Origin of the sequence: Enterobacter cloacae complex sp. 309I3 (assembly GCF_050031595.1) — a bacterium.
Lineage (GTDB): Bacteria > Pseudomonadota > Gammaproteobacteria > Enterobacterales > Enterobacteriaceae > Enterobacter > Enterobacter cloacae.
Genome location: NZ_JBLGWI010000001.1, coordinates 489,807 through 506,622 on the forward strand (window position 1 = coordinate 489,807; position 16,816 = coordinate 506,622).

Consider the following 16,816-nt stretch of genomic DNA (forward strand, 5'->3'; position numbering starts at 1 on the left):
GTTTGTGGGGGGAAGTATAACTCTGACTCTGTTGTATCGGTGAATTTCTGGTTGCCACTTTCCAGAGGAAGTATGAGTTTGTGTAGTTATTCTTAAACTCTCTTTCAGTGCTCTCGTTTTGATATAAAACAATAAAAAATTGATTCTCTATTGGCCTTATTGAATAACGAATAAAGAATGCTCATCTCATTAACGAAAAGGAGTTTTAAGGATGGCTATTCCTGCTTATTTGTGGCTGAAGGATGATGGTGGTGCGTTAATAAAAGGTGCTGTTGACGTACAAGATAGAGAGTCAAGTATAGAGATCAATGGGTTTTCACATAATGTATCTATTCCAACAGATCCATTGACAGGAAAAATTACCGGAACAAGGAAGCACTCAAGTATCCTCTTTATGAAAGAATTTGATTGTTCATCTCCCTATCTGTTCAAGGCGGTTTGTACCGGCCAAACGTTAATAAGCGCAGAGTTTAAATGGTATCGTATTAACGATGCGGGTCAGGAAGTTGAGTATAACAACATGTTTCTTGAAAACGTAAAAATTGTCGGAGTTTCTCCTGTCATGCATGATACGAAAGATGCTTCGAAAGAGAAACATAATCACCTTGAATGTGTTGAGATGCGATATGAAAAAATAACATGGAAACACTGTGATGGGAATTTGCTCTTTTCCGATAGCTGGAACGAAAGGGCATAACATGAGACGTCCAGCAATCGCTGTTAAGCCTCAACCTCCTTATGATATTTCTTCATTTTCTCCACCTGGCGTTTCATTATCAAACAACATGATGATTGCGCGGTTCCATCATGGCCCGTCAGCGCTGACCTACTTATGGTTTTATAAGCAAGTAAAAGGGCATGGCCCTTGGGATTATAAAAACATATTAGGTAGGCAATACGAAAATTTTGGAAATTTTCATTTCGGAGCGGTAGGCATTGCCGCCGGAATTGAACCCGAGATATTATTGCGGGCAGCCGGACTTGCTCAAATTCTTGCAGGGACCAGCGACCCTAGTTTTAAAAATTATCAAGGGCCGGATTCACATGGGGATGATCCAACCGATCAGACATGGATTAGAGCAGGAATAGACTATGCTCAACGCTCTGGTTTTTAAAAATAAGTGGCTATATATAATCGTCGTGATTATTTTGTTAGGGTGTGGCATATGGCGTGTAGTTGATGAATTTCTTTACCTTGAACAAGATATTATACGCCGAGAGAAAGTTGGTGAGTTGTCAACTTTAATTATTACTGAAAGTAATGCTGGAGCAACCACTCCATATGTATACCAATATTACCTATACTCTGCGAAAAAATCGGATGCGGATTTTTTAAATGATCTAAGAAGTGGCTATGAACCTTTCCTGGTGACTACCGCCTCAGATGTGTATGTAAAAATTGAAGATAATTCTATCCATCTTAAGGTTAGTGGTGATATCTTTAAATTTAAGAACGTTGCAGGCTATAGTTTTATATATATGGATTCATCACCGTTCTAAATTTTTTTATCAATGTCAGATACGTACTGCATATGAGTGAAAAAAGAAAGGGCAGTTAATCACAGCCCTTTTGTTATCACGCCGACACCTTCTCTTCCGCATCCGGCAGTTTCGGCACCAGCACGGTCGGTTTGTTATCGATACGCGTCACCAGCAACTGGTCGATGCGGTAGTTATCAATATCCACCACTTCAAACTTGTAGCCGGAGAACTTCACCGAGTCGGTGCGCTTCGGGATTTTACGCAGCATAAACATCATAAAGCCGCCGATGGTCTCGTAGTTGCCTGACTGCGGGAACTCGTCGATATCCAGCACGCGCATCACGTCGTCGATTGGCGTTGCGCCGTCAATCAGCCATGAGTTCTCATCACGCGCCACAATCTGCTCTTCCAGACCCTGGCCGACCAGGTCACCCATCAGCGTGGTCATGACGTCGTTGAGGGTAATGATACCCACCACCAGCGCGTATTCGTTCATGATAACGGCGAAGTCTTCACCGGCGGTTTTGAAACTTTCCAGCGCTTCAGAGAGCGTCAACGTGTCCGGTACAATCAGGGTATTGCGGATCTGCACGCCGCTGTTGAGCGCCAGGCTTTGGTTCGCCAGCACGCGGTTCAGCAGATCTTTGGAATCCACATAGCCGATGATGTGGTCGATATCTTCATTACAGACCAGGAATTTAGAGTGCGGGTGCTCCGCGACTTTATTCTTCAGGCTCTGCTCGTCTTCATGCAGATCGAACCAAATCACGCTTTCACGGCCCGTCATGGAAGAGGGCACGGTACGGGATTCCAGCTCGAACACATTTTCGATCAGCTCATGCTCTTGCTTGCGCAGCACTCCGGCCAGCGCACCGGCTTCTACCACGGCGTAGATGTCGTCGGAGGTGATGTCATCTTTACGCACCATCGGCAGTTTAAAGATGCGGAAGATGACGTTCGCCAGGCCGTTGAAGAACCACACCAGCGGACGGAACACGAACAGGCAGAAGCGCATCGGGTTGATGATACGCAAAGCCACAGCTTCTGGCGCAATCATACCGATGCGTTTCGGGGTCAGGTCAGCGAACAGGATGAACATCCCGGTGACCAGCGAGAAGGAGAGAATAAAGCTCATCTGCTCGGCAAGTTCGGCGGACATGTACTGCACGAACAGGCTGTAAAAGGCCGGAGAAAACGCTGCATCCCCCACGATACCGCCGAGAATAGCGACCGCGTTCAGGCCAATTTGTACCACGGTGAAGAACGTTCCAGGATTTTCCTGCATCTTCAGGATACGGGAAGCATTGATGTTGCCTTCGTCGGCAAGCAGCTTAAGTTTGATTTTACGGGACGCGGCCAGCGAGATCTCGGATATCGAGAAAAATGCGCTGACGGCTATCAGACAAAGTATTACTAAAATACTGTTTAACATAGTTTATCCGGCTTCTCGCCAGATCCTCGGAAGGGAAGTTGATACCATTTGTGTGGAAACACATTGAACGTCAGCTCGTAGCGTTGAGCTGATTATTTCAGCGGGTAGTATAGCGTAAAGAGATGTAAACCTGCCAGAGGTCACATTTTGAGGCGAAAAGAGGCCGGGCAGGCGGCGAACCGGCCCGGCGAGACGCGCTATTTTGCGGCCGATAACCCGACGTTGTTCACTGCACGACGGGCAGCATCGCCTCCCCACACCTGATCGTACTCATAGCCTGTGAGCTGTTTTATCACCACGCGGGTATTGGCATCGCAGTCGCGGTAATCACCGCCCAGCTTACGGCGGGCAATCTCCTTGAGAAGCAGCTTATGCGTGTCGCGGGTGAGCTTGAATTTATAGGTAGTGAAGAAGCTCACCGCCAGCAGGGCTGCCGTCGCGAAGATCATCAGGCCTATAATCGCCCCCAGCGCGCTTTCAGGCTGTGCGCCGCCGCCCTTCACAAAGCCGGACTCCTGCAGGACCAGGCCAATAATCATGATGGCGATCGCCACGGTGCTTTTGCGGGTCAGGACCATCACCCCGGCAAAAATCCCTTCGCGGCGCTGCTGCGTCACCATCTCGTCAATATCAGGAATGAAGCTGTAGATATTCCACGGTATGTAATAGAGGCCTGCTCGGGTGGCGCCCAGCAGGATAAAGACCGCCGTGAACAGCAGCGTGGGCACCTGGGTTTTGGTCAGGTAAACCGTAAACAGGAACACCAGCACGAAGAATATCCCGCCGTAAGAGAGGCGCAAAGCGGCAGAAGGGGAGACATTCAGCCTGTTCAGCAACAGCATAAATCCATATGTGCCAGGTACCGAGGCGAAAGCCGCAATGCTCAGCCAGCCGGAGACGGCTGCCGCGTCCTGGCTCAGACAATACACGACATAATAGGTAAAGACCGAACCGAATACGTCCATCGCCGTAAATGAAAAGATATAAATAATAATATGCAGGCGGAACGCGCGAATACGGAAAGAGGAAAAGAGATCCAGCACCAGATATTTCAGGTGATTAATTAATCCGCTGCTGCGCTGTTTATCCACTTTAAACGTGGATGGCTGTTGCACATCTTTCGCTTCCCAGGTGGTATACCAGGTAATAAATACCGCAATACAGAATACGCAGGAGAATATCAGCCCGGTAAGAGTATAGGTAAACGGATTATCTTTCCCCGTGAACTGCATAATGACGCCGGGAACGGAAACCGCAAGAAAGCCGCCGAGCTGAGAGCAGATCATGCGCACGCCGGAGAGACGGCTGCGCTCTTCATACCGGTTAGTCATTTCAGCGGCCAGGGTTTCCCAGGGCACCAGCACCATCGCCGACAAGAGCTCAATAGAGAGGTAAGTGCCCAGGTAATACCAGTAACCCATGTCCGTAAGCCACAGCAGGGCATACAGAAACATTAAGGGCGAACTGAGTAATAAAAAGAAGCGGCGACGGCCAAATTTACGCCCGAGCCAGGTATCACCGAAATTATCCGTGATATAACCCATAATCGGGCTTAATAACGCATCAATGACGCGAGCAATAGCAAATATCGAACCCGCTTCGACGACAGAGAGCCCGCAATAGGTGGTGTAAAAAAATAAAAGCCAAGTGCCGATAATGGCGAAAGCGCCTCCGCCAAACAGATCGGTTATACCGTAGCCGAGCGCCACGCCATAACCCACTCTACGTTCAGTTGGTTTGACCATAATAATATCCAGTGTAGGGTAATGATTAACCCGATCTGTCGGGTCGTTTTTTATTTACTGCTGGAATACAAATTACGTTCTATTAATTGATTTCTATCCATTGCCTTAATTGAGATGATCGATAAATAGCCTCCACAAGGGTGAGTGATTTCCCGGCTTCACGGATATCGGTGTAATCCGTGTAACCGGGGTGAGTGATAGCCTGATAAAAACGGCGGATCGCCTGCTGGTGGCCCAGCCCCCAGTAGCTTTTGACCGAACCGTCCGGGGAGTCGTCGCAGGTGAGCCTGACGCGCTCACCCGGCGTCACGCGCCAGAGCGTGTTGTCGTTCAGCAGCAGCGAGCCCTGCTCGCAGTGGATCTCCATCAGAAGCGGGGAATCAGTGGTATTGCAGTTGCTGGCGTAAAACAGGCCGCGCGCGCCGTTAGCAAAGTGCAGCGTGGCCATCGCGCTGTCTTCACCTTCCGTCACGTCCGCCAGTTCACCGCTATCCACCACGCCTTTCACACGCGTCACGCCGCCGGCAAACCACTGCATCAGGTCGAGGGTATGAATGGCCTGGTTGATCAGCAGGCTGCCTCCTTCCGTAGCCAGTCGCCCACGCCACGAACTTTGGGTGTAGTACGCGCCCGAGCGTGACCACGTCAGCACCGCTTTGATACTGAGCATTTTTCCCAGCTCGCCTTCGTCCAGCGCCTGGCGAATGCGCAGGCTGGTGGGGTTGAGCCGGTTCTGATAACACACGCCGAGCAGACCCGTAGCCTGGTCAGCGGCGCGGGTGATATCCACCAGTTCGCTGCTGTTCATGCCCACCGGTTTTTCGCAGAAAACATGCTTTCCGGCGGCGAGGGCCGCCAGAATCATGCTTTTATGCTCAAAGTGCGGCGTGCAGATATGGACCACGTCGATGGCATCATCCAGCAGCATCTCCCGGTAATCCTGGTAGAAGCGGCACTGATAGCCCAATGCCAGCTTCAGCCCTTTGATGCTGTCGATATCTGCCAGCGCACGCAGCGCAACGTTGGGGAGCTGGCGCAGCGCATTCACGTGGCAACCGTGAATCGCTCCGGCGCCGATCACCGCCGTGTTCAGGAGCTTCATTGTCGCCTCCCGTTATGCCGTTGCGTTGGCCAGCATCTGTGCCTTCACGCAGAGCTCCGCCGCCTTAAAGGCGTGAGCCTGGGTCATGGCATGTTCAGTACGATGCAAACAATCGAGGATCAGTTCGCCAAAGAACGGGAATCCGACCTGGCCGGCGACCGGATAACGGAACTCCCCCTCGTTATTGACGAGATACACCACGTCCTGTTCACCACGGGTGAGATCGACATATTTGCGGATCTCGATATAGCCTTCGGTGCCCAGCAGCGTCAGGCGGCCATCGCCCCAGGTCGAGAGCCCGTCAGGGGTAAACCAGTCGCAGCGGAAATAGCCGCTGGCGCCGTTTTCCCCTTTCAGCATGGCATCGCCAAAATCTTCGAAGGCGGGGTACTGGGGGTGTTTAACGTTCCGTACCTGGCTTGCCACCACGGTGGCGTCACTGTTGCCGGTATAAAACAGGAACTGCTCAATCTGATGGCTGCCGATATCGCACAGAATGCCGCCGAAGTAGCGCCGATCGTAGAACCAGTCCGGGCGGCCGGTCCCTTCCCGGTGCGGGCCCGTCCCCAGCGTTTGTACGACGCGGCCAATGGCCCCTTGCTGCACCAGTTGTCCGGCAAAGACCGCGCTCTCAACATGCAGGCGTTCGCTGTAATACACGGCGTATTTCCGGCCCGTTTTTTCCACCATGGCTTTGGCATCCGCCAGTTGTTCAAGGGTGGTAAGGGGGGCTTTATCGGTGAAGTAGTCTTTGCCTGCGGCCATCGCTTTTAGCCCCAGCGCACAGCGCTCGGCGGGAATGGCGGCACCAGCTACCAGACGCACCTCATCGTCGGCGAGTATGACATCCAGGGAGTCTGCAACCCTGGCCTGCGGATACTGCTGAATGAATTTATCCACTTTTGCCGGATCGGGGTCGTAGACCCATTTCAGCGTGGCGCCCGCTTCAATCAGGCCGTTACTCATGCCGTAGATATGGCCGTGGTCGAGCGCGGCAGCGGCAAAGACAAACTCTCCTTCCCTGACAACGGGCTGAGGTTTACCCACTGGCGCGTAGTTCATGCCGTCATTTTTGTTCATGGTGTTACTCCTTCATCCAGATCTTTGCCCAGGGGAATCGCACCGACTTCGCTGAAGTTGGCGACGCTTGCGGATTTTTCATAAAAACGGGGGGCGAGGGCGTTGGTCCCGCCGGTACGGTAAAACGGATCGTCGCGTTGAATCGGCAGCGAAACCACGCAGCGGGTGATGGCGGATTTATAGATCGCGGTTATCAGCTCCAGCGAGCGTTTGCCCTGCAGACCATCCACTAACGGCGCCGTGCCGTGCTCAATGGCATACAGCAGGTCGTTAATCTGCCCGGTGTGCAGCGTCCATTCGAGCTTCGGCGTCTCGTGAAAAATGGCGTTAAGCTGCGCTTCCCGCTCCAGGTCCCGATCATTCTGGGGGAAGCCGTTATCAGCGCTGACGCTGGCAAAGGCCTGCCACGGTGCAGAGATGCGCGCCTTTTCACCCTGGATAATGATTTTCTGATCTTCGCCGTGGTGCACGACCGAGGCGGTTAGCTGAGTGAGTGCGCCGCTGGGGTATTTAAATATTGCCGCGCTGAGATCTTCGACTTCAGCGTTGTCGTGCGCCACGTTGGTCATCATAGCCACCACTTCAGACGGGAAGCCCAGCATCCACTGAATGGCGTCGATGTGGTGAACCGCGTGGTTAAGGGTGCAGCCGCCGCCCTCTTTTTCCCAGGTGCCGCGCCACCACAGGTCGTAGTAGCAGTGTCCGCGCCACCAGAACGAGTCCACCTGGGCATGGCACACCTTGCCAGCAAGGCCCGAATCCAGCGCCGCTTTTAAACGCCAGAAGGCATCGGTAAAGCGGTTTTGAGCGATGATGGCGAGCAATTTACCGCTGGCCTGTTGCGCGGCGATCATGGCGTCGCACTCCTCCAGCGAGGCGGCCATCGGTTTTTCGCACAGCACATGGCAACCCGCATTGAGGGCATTAATGCTTATCTCTGCATGAACGTAGGGCGGCGTGCAGACGTCGACGATATCGATATCTGGCTCTGACGCCAGCATCTGCTCGTGGCTTTCATACACGCGTGCGTCTGTCAGGTTGTAGCGTGCTTTTTTCTCGTGGGCTTTTTCCGGGTAGATATCGACCAGCGCGACGATCCGGCAGCGTTGGCCAAACTGCAAATAACCCTGAATATGGTTATGCGAGATATTTCCTGTTCCCACGATAGCGACATTTAACATCGTTTCTTCTCCTGAGTTACCAGGTGCCGGAGGCATCCAGCGTGACGCTGGCGGTCTCTTTAGCCACTGAGGTGCTGATACGCTGTTGAAGCAAGCGCAGATACTGTTTCTCGTTGAGCGGGAGGTCGACCCAGTCGTCGGTCCAGGTGGAGAGGTGCATGGCGTTGGAGAGTGTTAATCCGTGGATCCCTTCCAGCCCCGGGGCAATGAGTGGCTCGCCGCGCAGGATGGCGCCGCAGAAATTGGCGGTAATGACGTGGTGTTCGCTGCATTCCGGGCCGACGGGAAGCGTGACCTCCCAGCATTCCGGTTCACCAAAGCCGTTTTGCCAGCGGGCGTTGAAGGCGGTTTCAGATTCCCGCAGCCGCCAGTAGCGCAGTTTCCCTTCTTCGACGACCACCTTGCCGCGATCGCCGACGATCTCCAGCCGGTTGGTCCCCGGCGTTTCAGCCACGGTCGTGATAAATACGCCCGTCGCACCGTTGGCGTATTCGGCGTAGGCGGTGACCTCATCTTCCACTTCAATGTCGCGATGCTTACCAAACTGGCAAAACGCGCGCAGACGGATCGGCATACCAACCAGCCACTGCCAGAGATCGAGCTGATGCGGGTCCTGATTGAGCAGTACGCCGCCGCCTTCTCCTTTCCAGGTGGCGCGCCAGCCGCCGGAGTTGTAGTAGCTCTGCGAGCGATACCAGTTGGTAATGATCCAGTTGGAGCGGCGGATCTCACCCAGCTCGCCGCTGTCGATCAGATCTTTCACCTTCTGGTAGAGCGGATTCGGGCGCTGGTTGTACATGATGCCGAACACCACATCGCAGGTCCGGGCACAGGCGTTCATCTCCTGCACCTGCGCCGTATATACGCCGGCCGGTTTTTCGCAGAGCGTGTGGATGCCGTGGCGCATTGCCAGCATCGACAGACGCGGATGCTCGTAGTGCGGCGTTGCGACAATCACCGCGTCGATAAGCCCGCTCTGAAGCATCTCCTGCGCATCGCTGAAAAGGGGGAGGGAGCCGACCAGCTGGCGAATGGCCGGATGCTTTTCCGGTGCATTATCACAAACCGCCGCCAGGCATGCGTCACTGACCGTACCCGCCAGTAAATAACGCGCGTGGACCGTACCGATATTACCTATTCCGATAATGCCAAAACGTACCTTCTCCATGTCACACCTTAATTTCAGTTGAAATGAGGGATGACCGGAAAATAGGAAAGGGGAGCCGCAGCGACAATGTGTTTTTGTGAGAATACTCGCAAGCTGTTTAAGTAATCTCCAGGGTCTCTGAAATTTGGTTTTAAAATCAAAGCGCTGTTTCTGCAAATATTTGCAAAAACTGATTGAGAGCGAGGTCACACTATGCCGGGCAGGTTAAAAATGGAGGAGATTGCGACCCTGACGGGGTATTCCGTCAGCACGGTTTCGCGGGTATTAAGCGGCAAGTCTTATGCCAGCGATAAAGCCCGTGACGCGATCGTTCGCACCGCGCGCGAATTAGGTGTTCTGGAGGCAATGGCAAGCGGAAGGCTGTTAATTAACGGTATCGCTGTCTTTGCCCCGGAAAGAACTTTTCAGGGGCGTGGAGACATTTTTTATCTGGAAGTGACCAAAGGCATTGCTGAAGCGTGCGCCCCGCATAACGTGTGGGTCAGTTGCTGCGGATTAGAAGAGCAGCACGCCGACGTGAAATTGTTTATGGAAAAGGCCAGCCATAAGAATATCAACGCAATAATAATTATTGGGACTGATGATTCCACCATCTTTAAACTGGCGAGCACGCTGAATAAGCCCTGCGTATTGATTAACTCCGTTGATCGGGATCGGGTGCTGGACGCCGTATCACCCGATCACCGGGCGATTGGTTTCACCGCCATGCAGTACCTTTTTGAGCAGGGGCACCGCCGTGTGCTCACGCTCACCTGCCTGCGGCGTGAGACGCTGTATGCGCGTCTGGACGGCATTAAAGAGGCGTACCGCCATTTTCACGTGGCCTTTGATCCCCAGCGTGATTTGCTGGTGACGGAGTGGTTTACGGCAGAGGAGGCCGAGCGGGCGCTGGATGCATGGCTGTTAAGTCATGACAGATCGCAGTGGCCAGAGGTGATTTTCCCGAACAGTACCAGCATGACGGAGGGAGTGATCAGGGCGTTAACGCGCCACGGGCTGCGCATTCCGGAAGACATTTCGCTCATTACGACCGATTTTGCATGGAATTTAGCGCACCGTCTGGAAAAACCGATCACAGGCGTCACGGTGCCCTGCCGTGAGCTGGGGATTGAGGCCGTACACCTGCTGCAAACGCGGCTCAACCGACCTCAGGCGCCGGTCTATAACCTGCTGTTGCAGGGCAAAGTCATGGATTACGGCTCAGTCAGTAATGCCACGCGCCACGCGGCTCGCGTGGCGCTGGATCAGTAATCAGGCAAGCTGCGGCGGCAGGCACACGCCGATGCCACCAATTCCGCAGTAGCCGTACGGATTTTTGTGCAGATACTGCTGGTGGTCGTCCTCGGCATAGTAGAACGGTTTCGCGGTGGTGATTTCCGTTGTCACCTCGCGCGTATCACCTGCGTCGCGCATGGCCTGCTGGAAACGCTCCTTACTGGCGAGTGCGGCGGCTTCCTGCTCAGGCGTGAGCGGATAAATCGCCGAACGATACTGGGTGCCATGGTCATTACCCTGACGCATACCCTGCGCCGGGTCGTGGTTTTCCCAGAACACCTGCAGCAGCTGTTCATAGCTGATGACGGACGGGTCGTATACCACGCGTACGGCTTCAGCATGGCCGGTCTCGCCGGAGCAGACTTCGCGGTAGGTGGGGTTTGGCGTATATCCGCCCGTGTAGCCCGCCGCGGTGCTGTAGACGCCAGGCAACTGCCAGTAGAGGCGTTCCACGCCCCAGAAGCAGCCCATGGCAAACAGGGCGATTTCCATGCCTTCAGGTACGTTGGTCATTGAATGGCCATTCACGGCGTGTAAGGTTGCGACTGGCATAGGGGTGTTGCGTCCCGGTAATGCATCTGCTTGTGAAACCAGATGCTTTTTGTCGAATAAACTCACGATGGGGCCTCCCGGGGTGCGATGTTTCGGTTAAGGTTGTCACGAAGCGTTTAATTGAACACAATAAATGCGCTGAATGAGTCTAGATTTAATCATAAGAAATATTTGGGTGTTACACCCTTTTTCAACCCGAGAATTGGGTTTTTTGGCCAACAGGCCGTATTTTGCCGCGGAGCGGCACTTCATTTGCTTCCAGGGTGGAAACAGGGATATTCAGGAGAGAACGTGACAAAAATCCGCCAGTTATGTTTGGTCAGTGTCTTGCTGACAAGCGGGGTTGCCAGCGCGGCGAATGTCCGTTTGCAGGTTGAGGGGTTATCCGGGGCGCTGGAAAAAAACGTGCGTGCACAGCTGTCGACGATTGAAAGTGACGAAGTGACGCCGGACCGGCGTTTTCGTGCACGCGTGGATGACGCGATACGCGAAGGGCTAAAAGCCCTGGGATATTACGAACCCACCATCGATTTCGATCTCCGCCCACCGCCAAAAAAGGGGCGGCAGGTGCTTATTGCCCGCGTCTCGCCGGGTGAGCCGGTGCTGATAGGCGGCACCAATGTGGTGTTACGCGGCGGCGCGCGTACCGATCGTGATTATCTGGATCTGCTCAGTACGCGGCCTAAAATCGGTACCGTACTGAATCACGGTGATTACGACAGTTTCAAAAAATCGCTGACGAGCGTCTCCTTACGCAAGGGCTACTTCGACAGCCAGTTCAATAAAAGCCAGCTGGGCATTGCGCTGGGCAGACGCCAGGCTTTCTGGGATATCGACTATGACAGCGGCGAACGCTACCGCTTTGGCGACGTGACGTTCGAAGGCTCGCAAATTCGTGAAGAGTACCTGCAAAACCTCGTGCCGTTCAAAAAGGGTGACTACTACCATTCACGCGATCTGGCCGAGCTGAACCGCCGCCTGTCGGCAACCGGGTGGTTTAATTCGGTGGTCGTTGCGCCGGAGTTTGAAAAGGCCCGCAAAACCAAGGTATTACCGCTGCACGGTGTGGTGTCGCCACGCACCGAAAACACCATTGAGACCGGGGCTGGCTATTCAACGGACGTGGGGCCGCGCGTGAGGGCGACCTGGAAAAAGCCGTGGATGAACTCGTACGGCCATAGCCTGACCACCAGTGCCAGTATCTCAGCCCCGGAGCAACAGCTCGACTTCAGCTACAAAATTCCGCTGCTGAAGAACCCGCTTGAGCAGTATTACCTAGTCCAGGGGGGCTTTAAGCGTACCGATCTGAACGATACCGAGTCGGATTCCACCACGCTTGCCGTATCCCGATTCTGGGATCTCTCCAGCGGCTGGCAGCGCGCCATTAACCTGCGCTGGAGTCTTGACCACTTTACCCAGGCCAACGTCACCAACACCACCATGCTGCTCTATCCGGGGGTAATGATCAGCCGTACCCGCTCACGCGGCGGCCTGATGCCGACCTGGGGCGATTCCCAGCGTTACTCTATCGATTACTCCAACACCATGTGGGGTTCCGATGTGGATTTCTCGGTAATTCAGGCGCAAAACGTCTGGATCCGCACGCTGTATGACAAACACCGCTTTGTGATGCGCGGTAACCTCGGCTGGATTGAAACCGGCGACTTCGACAAAGTCCCGCCTGACCTGCGCTTCTTCGCCGGGGGCGACCGCAGTATCCGCGGCTACAAATACAAATCCATCGCGCCTAAAGATGATGACGGCAAGCTGATCGGGGCCTCCAAGCTGGCGACCGGCTCGCTGGAGTACCAGTACAACGTCAGCGGAAAATGGTGGGGCGCCATGTTTGTGGACGGCGGCGAAGCGGTGAGCGATATCCGCCGCAGTGATTTCAAAACCGGCGCGGGCGTAGGCGTGCGCTGGCAGTCGCCCGTCGGGCCCATCAAGCTCGACTTCGCTGTGCCGGTGGGTGACAAAGAAGAACACGGTTTACAGTTTTACATCGGTCTGGGGCCTGAATTATGAGTTTATGGAAGAAGATAAGCCTCGGAGTACTGATTTTTATCGTGCTGCTGCTCGGTACGGTGGCGTTTCTGGTGGGCACGACAACCGGCCTGCATCTGCTGTTTAACGCGGCGAACCGCTGGGTACCCGGGCTGGAAATCGGCCAGGTGACGGGCGGCTGGCGCGATCTACGTCTGAAGAATATTCGCTACGAGCAGCCTGGCGTTGCGGTCAACGCGGGCGAGTTTCACCTTGCCGTCAGGCTGGGTTGCCTGCGGGACAGTAAGCTCTGCGTCAACGACCTGTCGCTAAAAGATGTGAACGTGGCGATTGATTCGGAGAAAATGCCGAAATCAGCGCCGGTTGAAGAAGAGGACAGCGGCCCGCTGAATCTCTCGACGCCGTACCCGATTGCGCTTTATCGGGTGGCGCTGGACAACGTCAATGTCAAAATCGATGACACCACCGTATCGGTGATGGATTTCACCTCCGGCCTGCGCTGGCAGGAGAAAAACCTCACCCTGACGCCAACCACCCTGCAGGGATTGCTGATCGCGCTGCCGAAGGTGGCGGACGTGGCGCAAGAGGAGATCGTCGAGCCGAAGATCCAGAACCCACAGCCGGAAGAGAAACCGCTGGGTGAAACGCTGAAAGATCTGTTCTCGAAGCCCGTCCTGCCGGAGATGACGGACGTGCACCTGCCGCTGAACCTGAATATCGAAGCGTTCAAGGGCGAGCAGTTGCGTCTGACTGGCGACACCGATCTCACGGTCTATAACATGTTGCTGAAGGTCAGCAGCATCGACGGCAACATGAAGCTCGACGCGCTGGATATCGACACCAACCAGGGCTCTGTCAATGCCTCGGGTCATGCCCTGCTGCGTGACAACTGGCCGGTGGATATTACCCTGAACAGCGCGCTCAACATCGACCCGCTGAAAGGCGAAAAAGTGAAGGTCAAGGTGGGCGGCGCGCTACGCGACAAGCTGGATGTTGGGGTGAATCTCTCCGGCCCGGTGGACATGGTTCTGCGGGCGCAAACCCAGCTGGCGGAAGCCGGACTGCCACTTAACCTTGAGGTGGTCAGCAAGCAGCTGTACTGGCCGTTCACCGGCGAAAAACAGTTCCAGGCCGATGACCTGAAGCTGAAGCTGAGCGGCAAGATGACCGATTACACGCTGTCGTTCCGTACCGCCGTGAAGGGCCAGGACGTGCCACCCGCCACGATCACGCTGGATGCAAAAGGGAATGAACAGCAGGTTAATCTCGACAAACTGACCGTTGCGGCGCTGGAAGGCAAAACCGAGCTGACCGCGCTGCTCGACTGGCAGCAGGCGATCAGCTGGCGCGGTGAGCTGAAGCTCTCGGGGATTAACACGGCGAAAGAGGTGCCGGACTGGCCGTCAAAACTGGACGGTCTTATCAAAACCCGCGGCAGCCTGTACGGCGGCACGTGGCAGATGGATGTCCCGGAAATCAAGCTCACCGGTAACGTGAAGCAGAACAAGGTTAACGTAGAAGGTTCGCTCAAAGGGAATAGCTACCTGCAGTGGGTGATCCCGGGGCTGCACGTGGCGCTGGGGCGCAACACGGCGGATATCAAAGGCGAGCTGGGGGTGAAAGATCTGAACCTCGACGCCACTATCGATGCGCCGAATCTGGATAACGCCCTTCCGGGGCTTGGCGGCACGGCGAAGGGGCTGCTTAAGGTGCGCGGCACGGTGGATGCACCGCAGTTGCTGGCGGATATCACGGCCAGTAACCTGCGCTGGCAGGAGCTGTCCATCGCCCGTGTGCGCGTTGATGGGGATGTGAAATCCACCGATCAGATCGGCGGTAACCTGAACCTGCGCGTGGAGCGCATTTCTCAGCCGGACGTGAACATTAATCTGGTGACCCTGGACGCCAAAGGCAACGAGAAGCAGCACGACCTCCAGCTGCGCGTGCAGGGCGAGCCGGTTTCCGGGCAGCTTCACCTGACGGGGAGCTTCGACCGCAAGGCGGAGCGCTGGAAAGGGACGCTCGACAATACCCGTTTCAACACCCCGGTAGGGCCATTGGTGCTGTCACGCGCTATTGCCCTGGACTACCGCAATGCCGAACAAAAGATCAGCATTGGCCCACACTGCTGGACCAACCCGAATGCGGAGCTGTGTGTGCCGCAGACCATCGACGCGGGAGCGGAAGGGCGCGCGCAGATCACCCTCAATCGTTTTGATCTGGCGATGTTAAAACCGTTCATGCCGGATACCACTCAGGCGAGCGGCGTCTTTAGCGGGAAGGCTGATGTGGCCTGGGACACCACCAAAGAGGGGCTGCCACAGGGCAGCGTGACGCTTTCTGGCCGCAACGTGAAGGTGACACAGGATGTCAACAACGCGCCGCTGCCGGTGGCGTTTGATACCCTGAACCTGAGCGCCGATCTGCACAACAACCGGGCCGAGCTGGGGTGGCTTATCCGCCTGACCAATAATGGCCAGTTCGACGGTAAGGTGCAGATTACCGACCCACAAGGGCGACGTAATCTGGGCGGTAACGTCTCTATTCGCAACTTCAACCTGGCGATGGTTAACCCGATTTTCTCGCGCGGTGAAAAAGCGGCGGGGATGCTCAACGCGAACCTGCGGCTGGCGGGTAACGCGCAAAGCCCGCAGCTGTTCGGTCAGATGCAGCTAAACGGTGTGGATATCGACGGCAACTTTATGCCGTTCGATATGCAGCCAAGCCAGATTACGATGAACTTCAACGGGATGAGCTCAACGCTGAACGGCTCGGTGCTGACCCAGCAGGGGCAAATCAACCTCAGCGGTGACGCCGACTGGAGCCAGCTTGATAACTGGCGCGCCCGTATCGCCGCGAAAGGCAGCAAGGTGAGGATCACCGTACCGCCGATGGTACGCCTGGATGTCTCGCCGGATATCGTCTTTGAAGCAACGCCGAGCCTCTTTACCCTCGACGGGAACGTGGACGTGCCGTGGGCGCGCATCGTGGTTCACGAGGTGCCGGAAAGCGCGGTGGGCGTCTCCAGTGATGAAGTGATGCTCGACGATAACCTCAAGCCGATTAATCAGCAAAGCGCGGGCATTCCGATCAACAGCAATCTTACCGTGCATGTGGGGAATAACGTTCGTCTGAACGCGTTTGGGCTGAAGGCACGCCTGACGGGTGACCTGAAAGTGGCGCAGGACAGACAGGGGCTTGGCCTCAACGGGCAGATCAACATTCCTGAAGGGCGCTTCCATGCTTATGGTCAGGATTTGATAGTGCGTAAAGGTGAACTGCTGTTCTCTGGTCCGCCGGATCAGCCGCTGCTCAACATTGAAGCGATTCGTAACCCGGAAGCGACAGAAAACGACGTGATTGCGGGCGTGCGCGTCACCGGTTCGGCCGACGAACCGAAGGCGGAGATCTTCTCCGACCCGGCGATGTCCCAGCAGGAAGCACTCTCTTACCTGCTGCGTGGTCAGGGCCTGGATAGCGGCCAAAGCGACAGTGCAGCGATGACCTCAATGTTAGTGGGTCTGGGGGTTGCACAAAGTGGTCAGGTTGTGGGTAAAATCGGTGAGACGTTCGGCGTAAGCAATCTGGCGCTGGACACCCAGGGCGTGGGTGACTCCTCGCAGGTGGTGGTCAGCGGCTATGTATTGCCGGGTCTGCAGGTAAAATATGGCGTGGGGATCTTTGACTCGCTGGCAACTCTCACGTTACGCTATCGCCTGATGCCTAAGCTATATCTGGAAGCAGTGTCCGGCGTAGACCAGGCACTTGATCTGCTCTATCAGTTTGAGTTTTAGC

13 protein-coding genes are annotated in these 16,816 nt (G+C 55.1%); 6 read left to right on the forward strand and 7 right to left on the reverse strand.

The genetic code is table 11. The annotated features are described in order from the left end of the window. Nucleotides 1–211: 211 nt before the first annotated feature. The 3 genes from ACQG22_RS02345 to ACQG22_RS02355 are packed head-to-tail and all read left to right on the forward strand — an operon-like array spanning nucleotide 212 to nucleotide 1,500. Nucleotides 212–697: an Hcp family type VI secretion system effector gene (locus tag ACQG22_RS02345; RefSeq protein ID WP_038418543.1), complete on the forward strand. Its 486-nt coding sequence runs from the start codon at nucleotides 212–214 to the stop codon at nucleotides 695–697. Nucleotide 698: 1 nt separating this feature from the next. Beyond that, on the forward strand, nucleotides 699–1,115 hold the full coding sequence (locus ACQG22_RS02350; protein WP_071885244.1) for a polymorphic toxin type 44 domain-containing protein: 417 nt from the start codon (nucleotides 699–701) through the stop codon (nucleotides 1,113–1,115). Continuing rightward, nucleotides 1,093–1,500: a hypothetical protein gene (locus ACQG22_RS02355; protein WP_057072645.1), complete on the forward strand. Its 408-nt coding sequence runs from the start codon at nucleotides 1,093–1,095 to the stop codon at nucleotides 1,498–1,500. Before ACQG22_RS02350 ends, ACQG22_RS02355 begins: the two co-directional genes overlap by 23 nt. A 76-nt stretch (nucleotides 1,501–1,576) precedes the next feature. On the opposite strand, the gene ACQG22_RS02360 is transcribed toward ACQG22_RS02355, so the two are convergent. The 6 genes from ACQG22_RS02360 to ACQG22_RS02385 all read right to left on the reverse strand — a co-directional run bounded on the left by ACQG22_RS02360 (nucleotide 1,577) and on the right by ACQG22_RS02385 (nucleotide 9,190). Further along, a complete protein-coding gene (locus ACQG22_RS02360; RefSeq protein ID WP_013095324.1) occupies nucleotides 1,577–2,914 on the reverse strand; it encodes a hemolysin family protein in 1,338 nt (445 codons plus the stop codon). Nucleotides 2,915–3,111: 197 nt separating this feature from the next. Further along, complete coding sequence (locus ACQG22_RS02365; protein ID WP_058680816.1) at nucleotides 3,112–4,659, reverse strand: MFS transporter; 1,548 nt, start codon at nucleotides 4,657–4,659, stop codon at nucleotides 3,112–3,114. 82 nt (nucleotides 4,660–4,741) lie between these two features. Continuing rightward, entirely contained in the window at nucleotides 4,742–5,761 is a 1,020-nt protein-coding gene (locus ACQG22_RS02370) for a Gfo/Idh/MocA family protein (protein ID WP_251998463.1), read from the reverse strand. Nucleotides 5,762–5,773: 12 nt separating this feature from the next. Beyond that, the gene (locus tag ACQG22_RS02375) at nucleotides 5,774–6,841 is read right to left on the reverse strand and encodes a Gfo/Idh/MocA family protein (RefSeq protein WP_013095328.1); all 1,068 of its coding nucleotides are present in this window, start codon (nucleotides 6,839–6,841) and stop codon (nucleotides 5,774–5,776) included. Next, entirely contained in the window at nucleotides 6,838–8,022 is a 1,185-nt protein-coding gene (locus ACQG22_RS02380; RefSeq protein ID WP_251998464.1) for a Gfo/Idh/MocA family protein, read from the reverse strand. Before ACQG22_RS02380 ends, ACQG22_RS02375 begins: the two co-directional genes overlap by 4 nt. Nucleotides 8,023–8,038: 16 nt before the next feature. Next, on the reverse strand, nucleotides 8,039–9,190 hold the full coding sequence (locus ACQG22_RS02385) for a Gfo/Idh/MocA family protein (protein ID WP_013095330.1): 1,152 nt from the start codon (nucleotides 9,188–9,190) through the stop codon (nucleotides 8,039–8,041). A 192-nt stretch (nucleotides 9,191–9,382) separates the two neighbouring features. Between ACQG22_RS02385 and ACQG22_RS02390 the strand changes: the two genes are divergently transcribed. Beyond that, a complete protein-coding gene (locus tag ACQG22_RS02390) occupies nucleotides 9,383–10,441 on the forward strand; it encodes a LacI family DNA-binding transcriptional regulator (protein ID WP_029882373.1) in 1,059 nt (352 codons plus the stop codon). Here the strand turns inward: ACQG22_RS02390 and msrA are convergent, their stop codons facing one another. Then, complete coding sequence (gene msrA / locus ACQG22_RS02395) at nucleotides 10,442–11,083, reverse strand: peptide-methionine (S)-S-oxide reductase MsrA (RefSeq protein ID WP_014830428.1); 642 nt, start codon at nucleotides 11,081–11,083, stop codon at nucleotides 10,442–10,444. Between the two features lie 225 nt (nucleotides 11,084–11,308). Here msrA and tamA point away from each other — a divergent pair, with 225 nt between their 5' ends. Continuing rightward, nucleotides 11,309–13,042, forward strand: coding sequence for an autotransporter assembly complex protein TamA (gene tamA / locus ACQG22_RS02400; RefSeq protein ID WP_013095333.1), 1,734 nt, complete (start codon nucleotides 11,309–11,311; stop codon nucleotides 13,040–13,042). Beyond that, complete coding sequence (gene tamB, locus ACQG22_RS02405; protein ID WP_040020477.1) at nucleotides 13,039–16,815, forward strand: autotransporter assembly complex protein TamB; 3,777 nt, start codon at nucleotides 13,039–13,041, stop codon at nucleotides 16,813–16,815. The genes tamA and tamB overlap by 4 nt, the downstream gene beginning before the upstream one ends. The last annotated feature ends 1 nt before the right edge of the window (nucleotide 16,816 follow it).

Bases quoted from the DNA above. Each gene is read 5' to 3' on its own strand.
- ACQG22_RS02365 (WP_058680816.1), bottom strand. From the start codon at position 4,659: ATGGTCAAACCAACTGAACGTAGAGTGGGTTATGGCGTGGCGCTCGGC.
- ACQG22_RS02345 (WP_038418543.1), top strand. From the start codon at position 212: ATGGCTATTCCTGCTTATTTGTGGCTGAAGGATGATGGTGGTGCGTTA.
- tamB (WP_040020477.1), top strand. From the start codon at position 13,039: ATGAGTTTATGGAAGAAGATAAGCCTCGGAGTACTGATTTTTATCGTG.
- ACQG22_RS02350 (WP_071885244.1), top strand. From the start codon at position 699: ATGAGACGTCCAGCAATCGCTGTTAAGCCTCAACCTCCTTATGATATT.
- ACQG22_RS02380 (WP_251998464.1), bottom strand. From the start codon at position 8,022: ATGTTAAATGTCGCTATCGTGGGAACAGGAAATATCTCGCATAACCAT.
- ACQG22_RS02370 (WP_251998463.1), bottom strand. From the start codon at position 5,761: ATGAAGCTCCTGAACACGGCGGTGATCGGCGCCGGAGCGATTCACGGT.
- ACQG22_RS02360 (WP_013095324.1), bottom strand. From the start codon at position 2,914: ATGTTAAACAGTATTTTAGTAATACTTTGTCTGATAGCCGTCAGCGCA.
- ACQG22_RS02390 (WP_029882373.1), top strand. From the start codon at position 9,383: ATGCCGGGCAGGTTAAAAATGGAGGAGATTGCGACCCTGACGGGGTAT.
- ACQG22_RS02385 (WP_013095330.1), bottom strand. From the start codon at position 9,190: ATGGAGAAGGTACGTTTTGGCATTATCGGAATAGGTAATATCGGTACG.
- ACQG22_RS02375 (WP_013095328.1), bottom strand. From the start codon at position 6,841: ATGAACAAAAATGACGGCATGAACTACGCGCCAGTGGGTAAACCTCAG.
- ACQG22_RS02355 (WP_057072645.1), top strand. From the start codon at position 1,093: ATGCTCAACGCTCTGGTTTTTAAAAATAAGTGGCTATATATAATCGTC.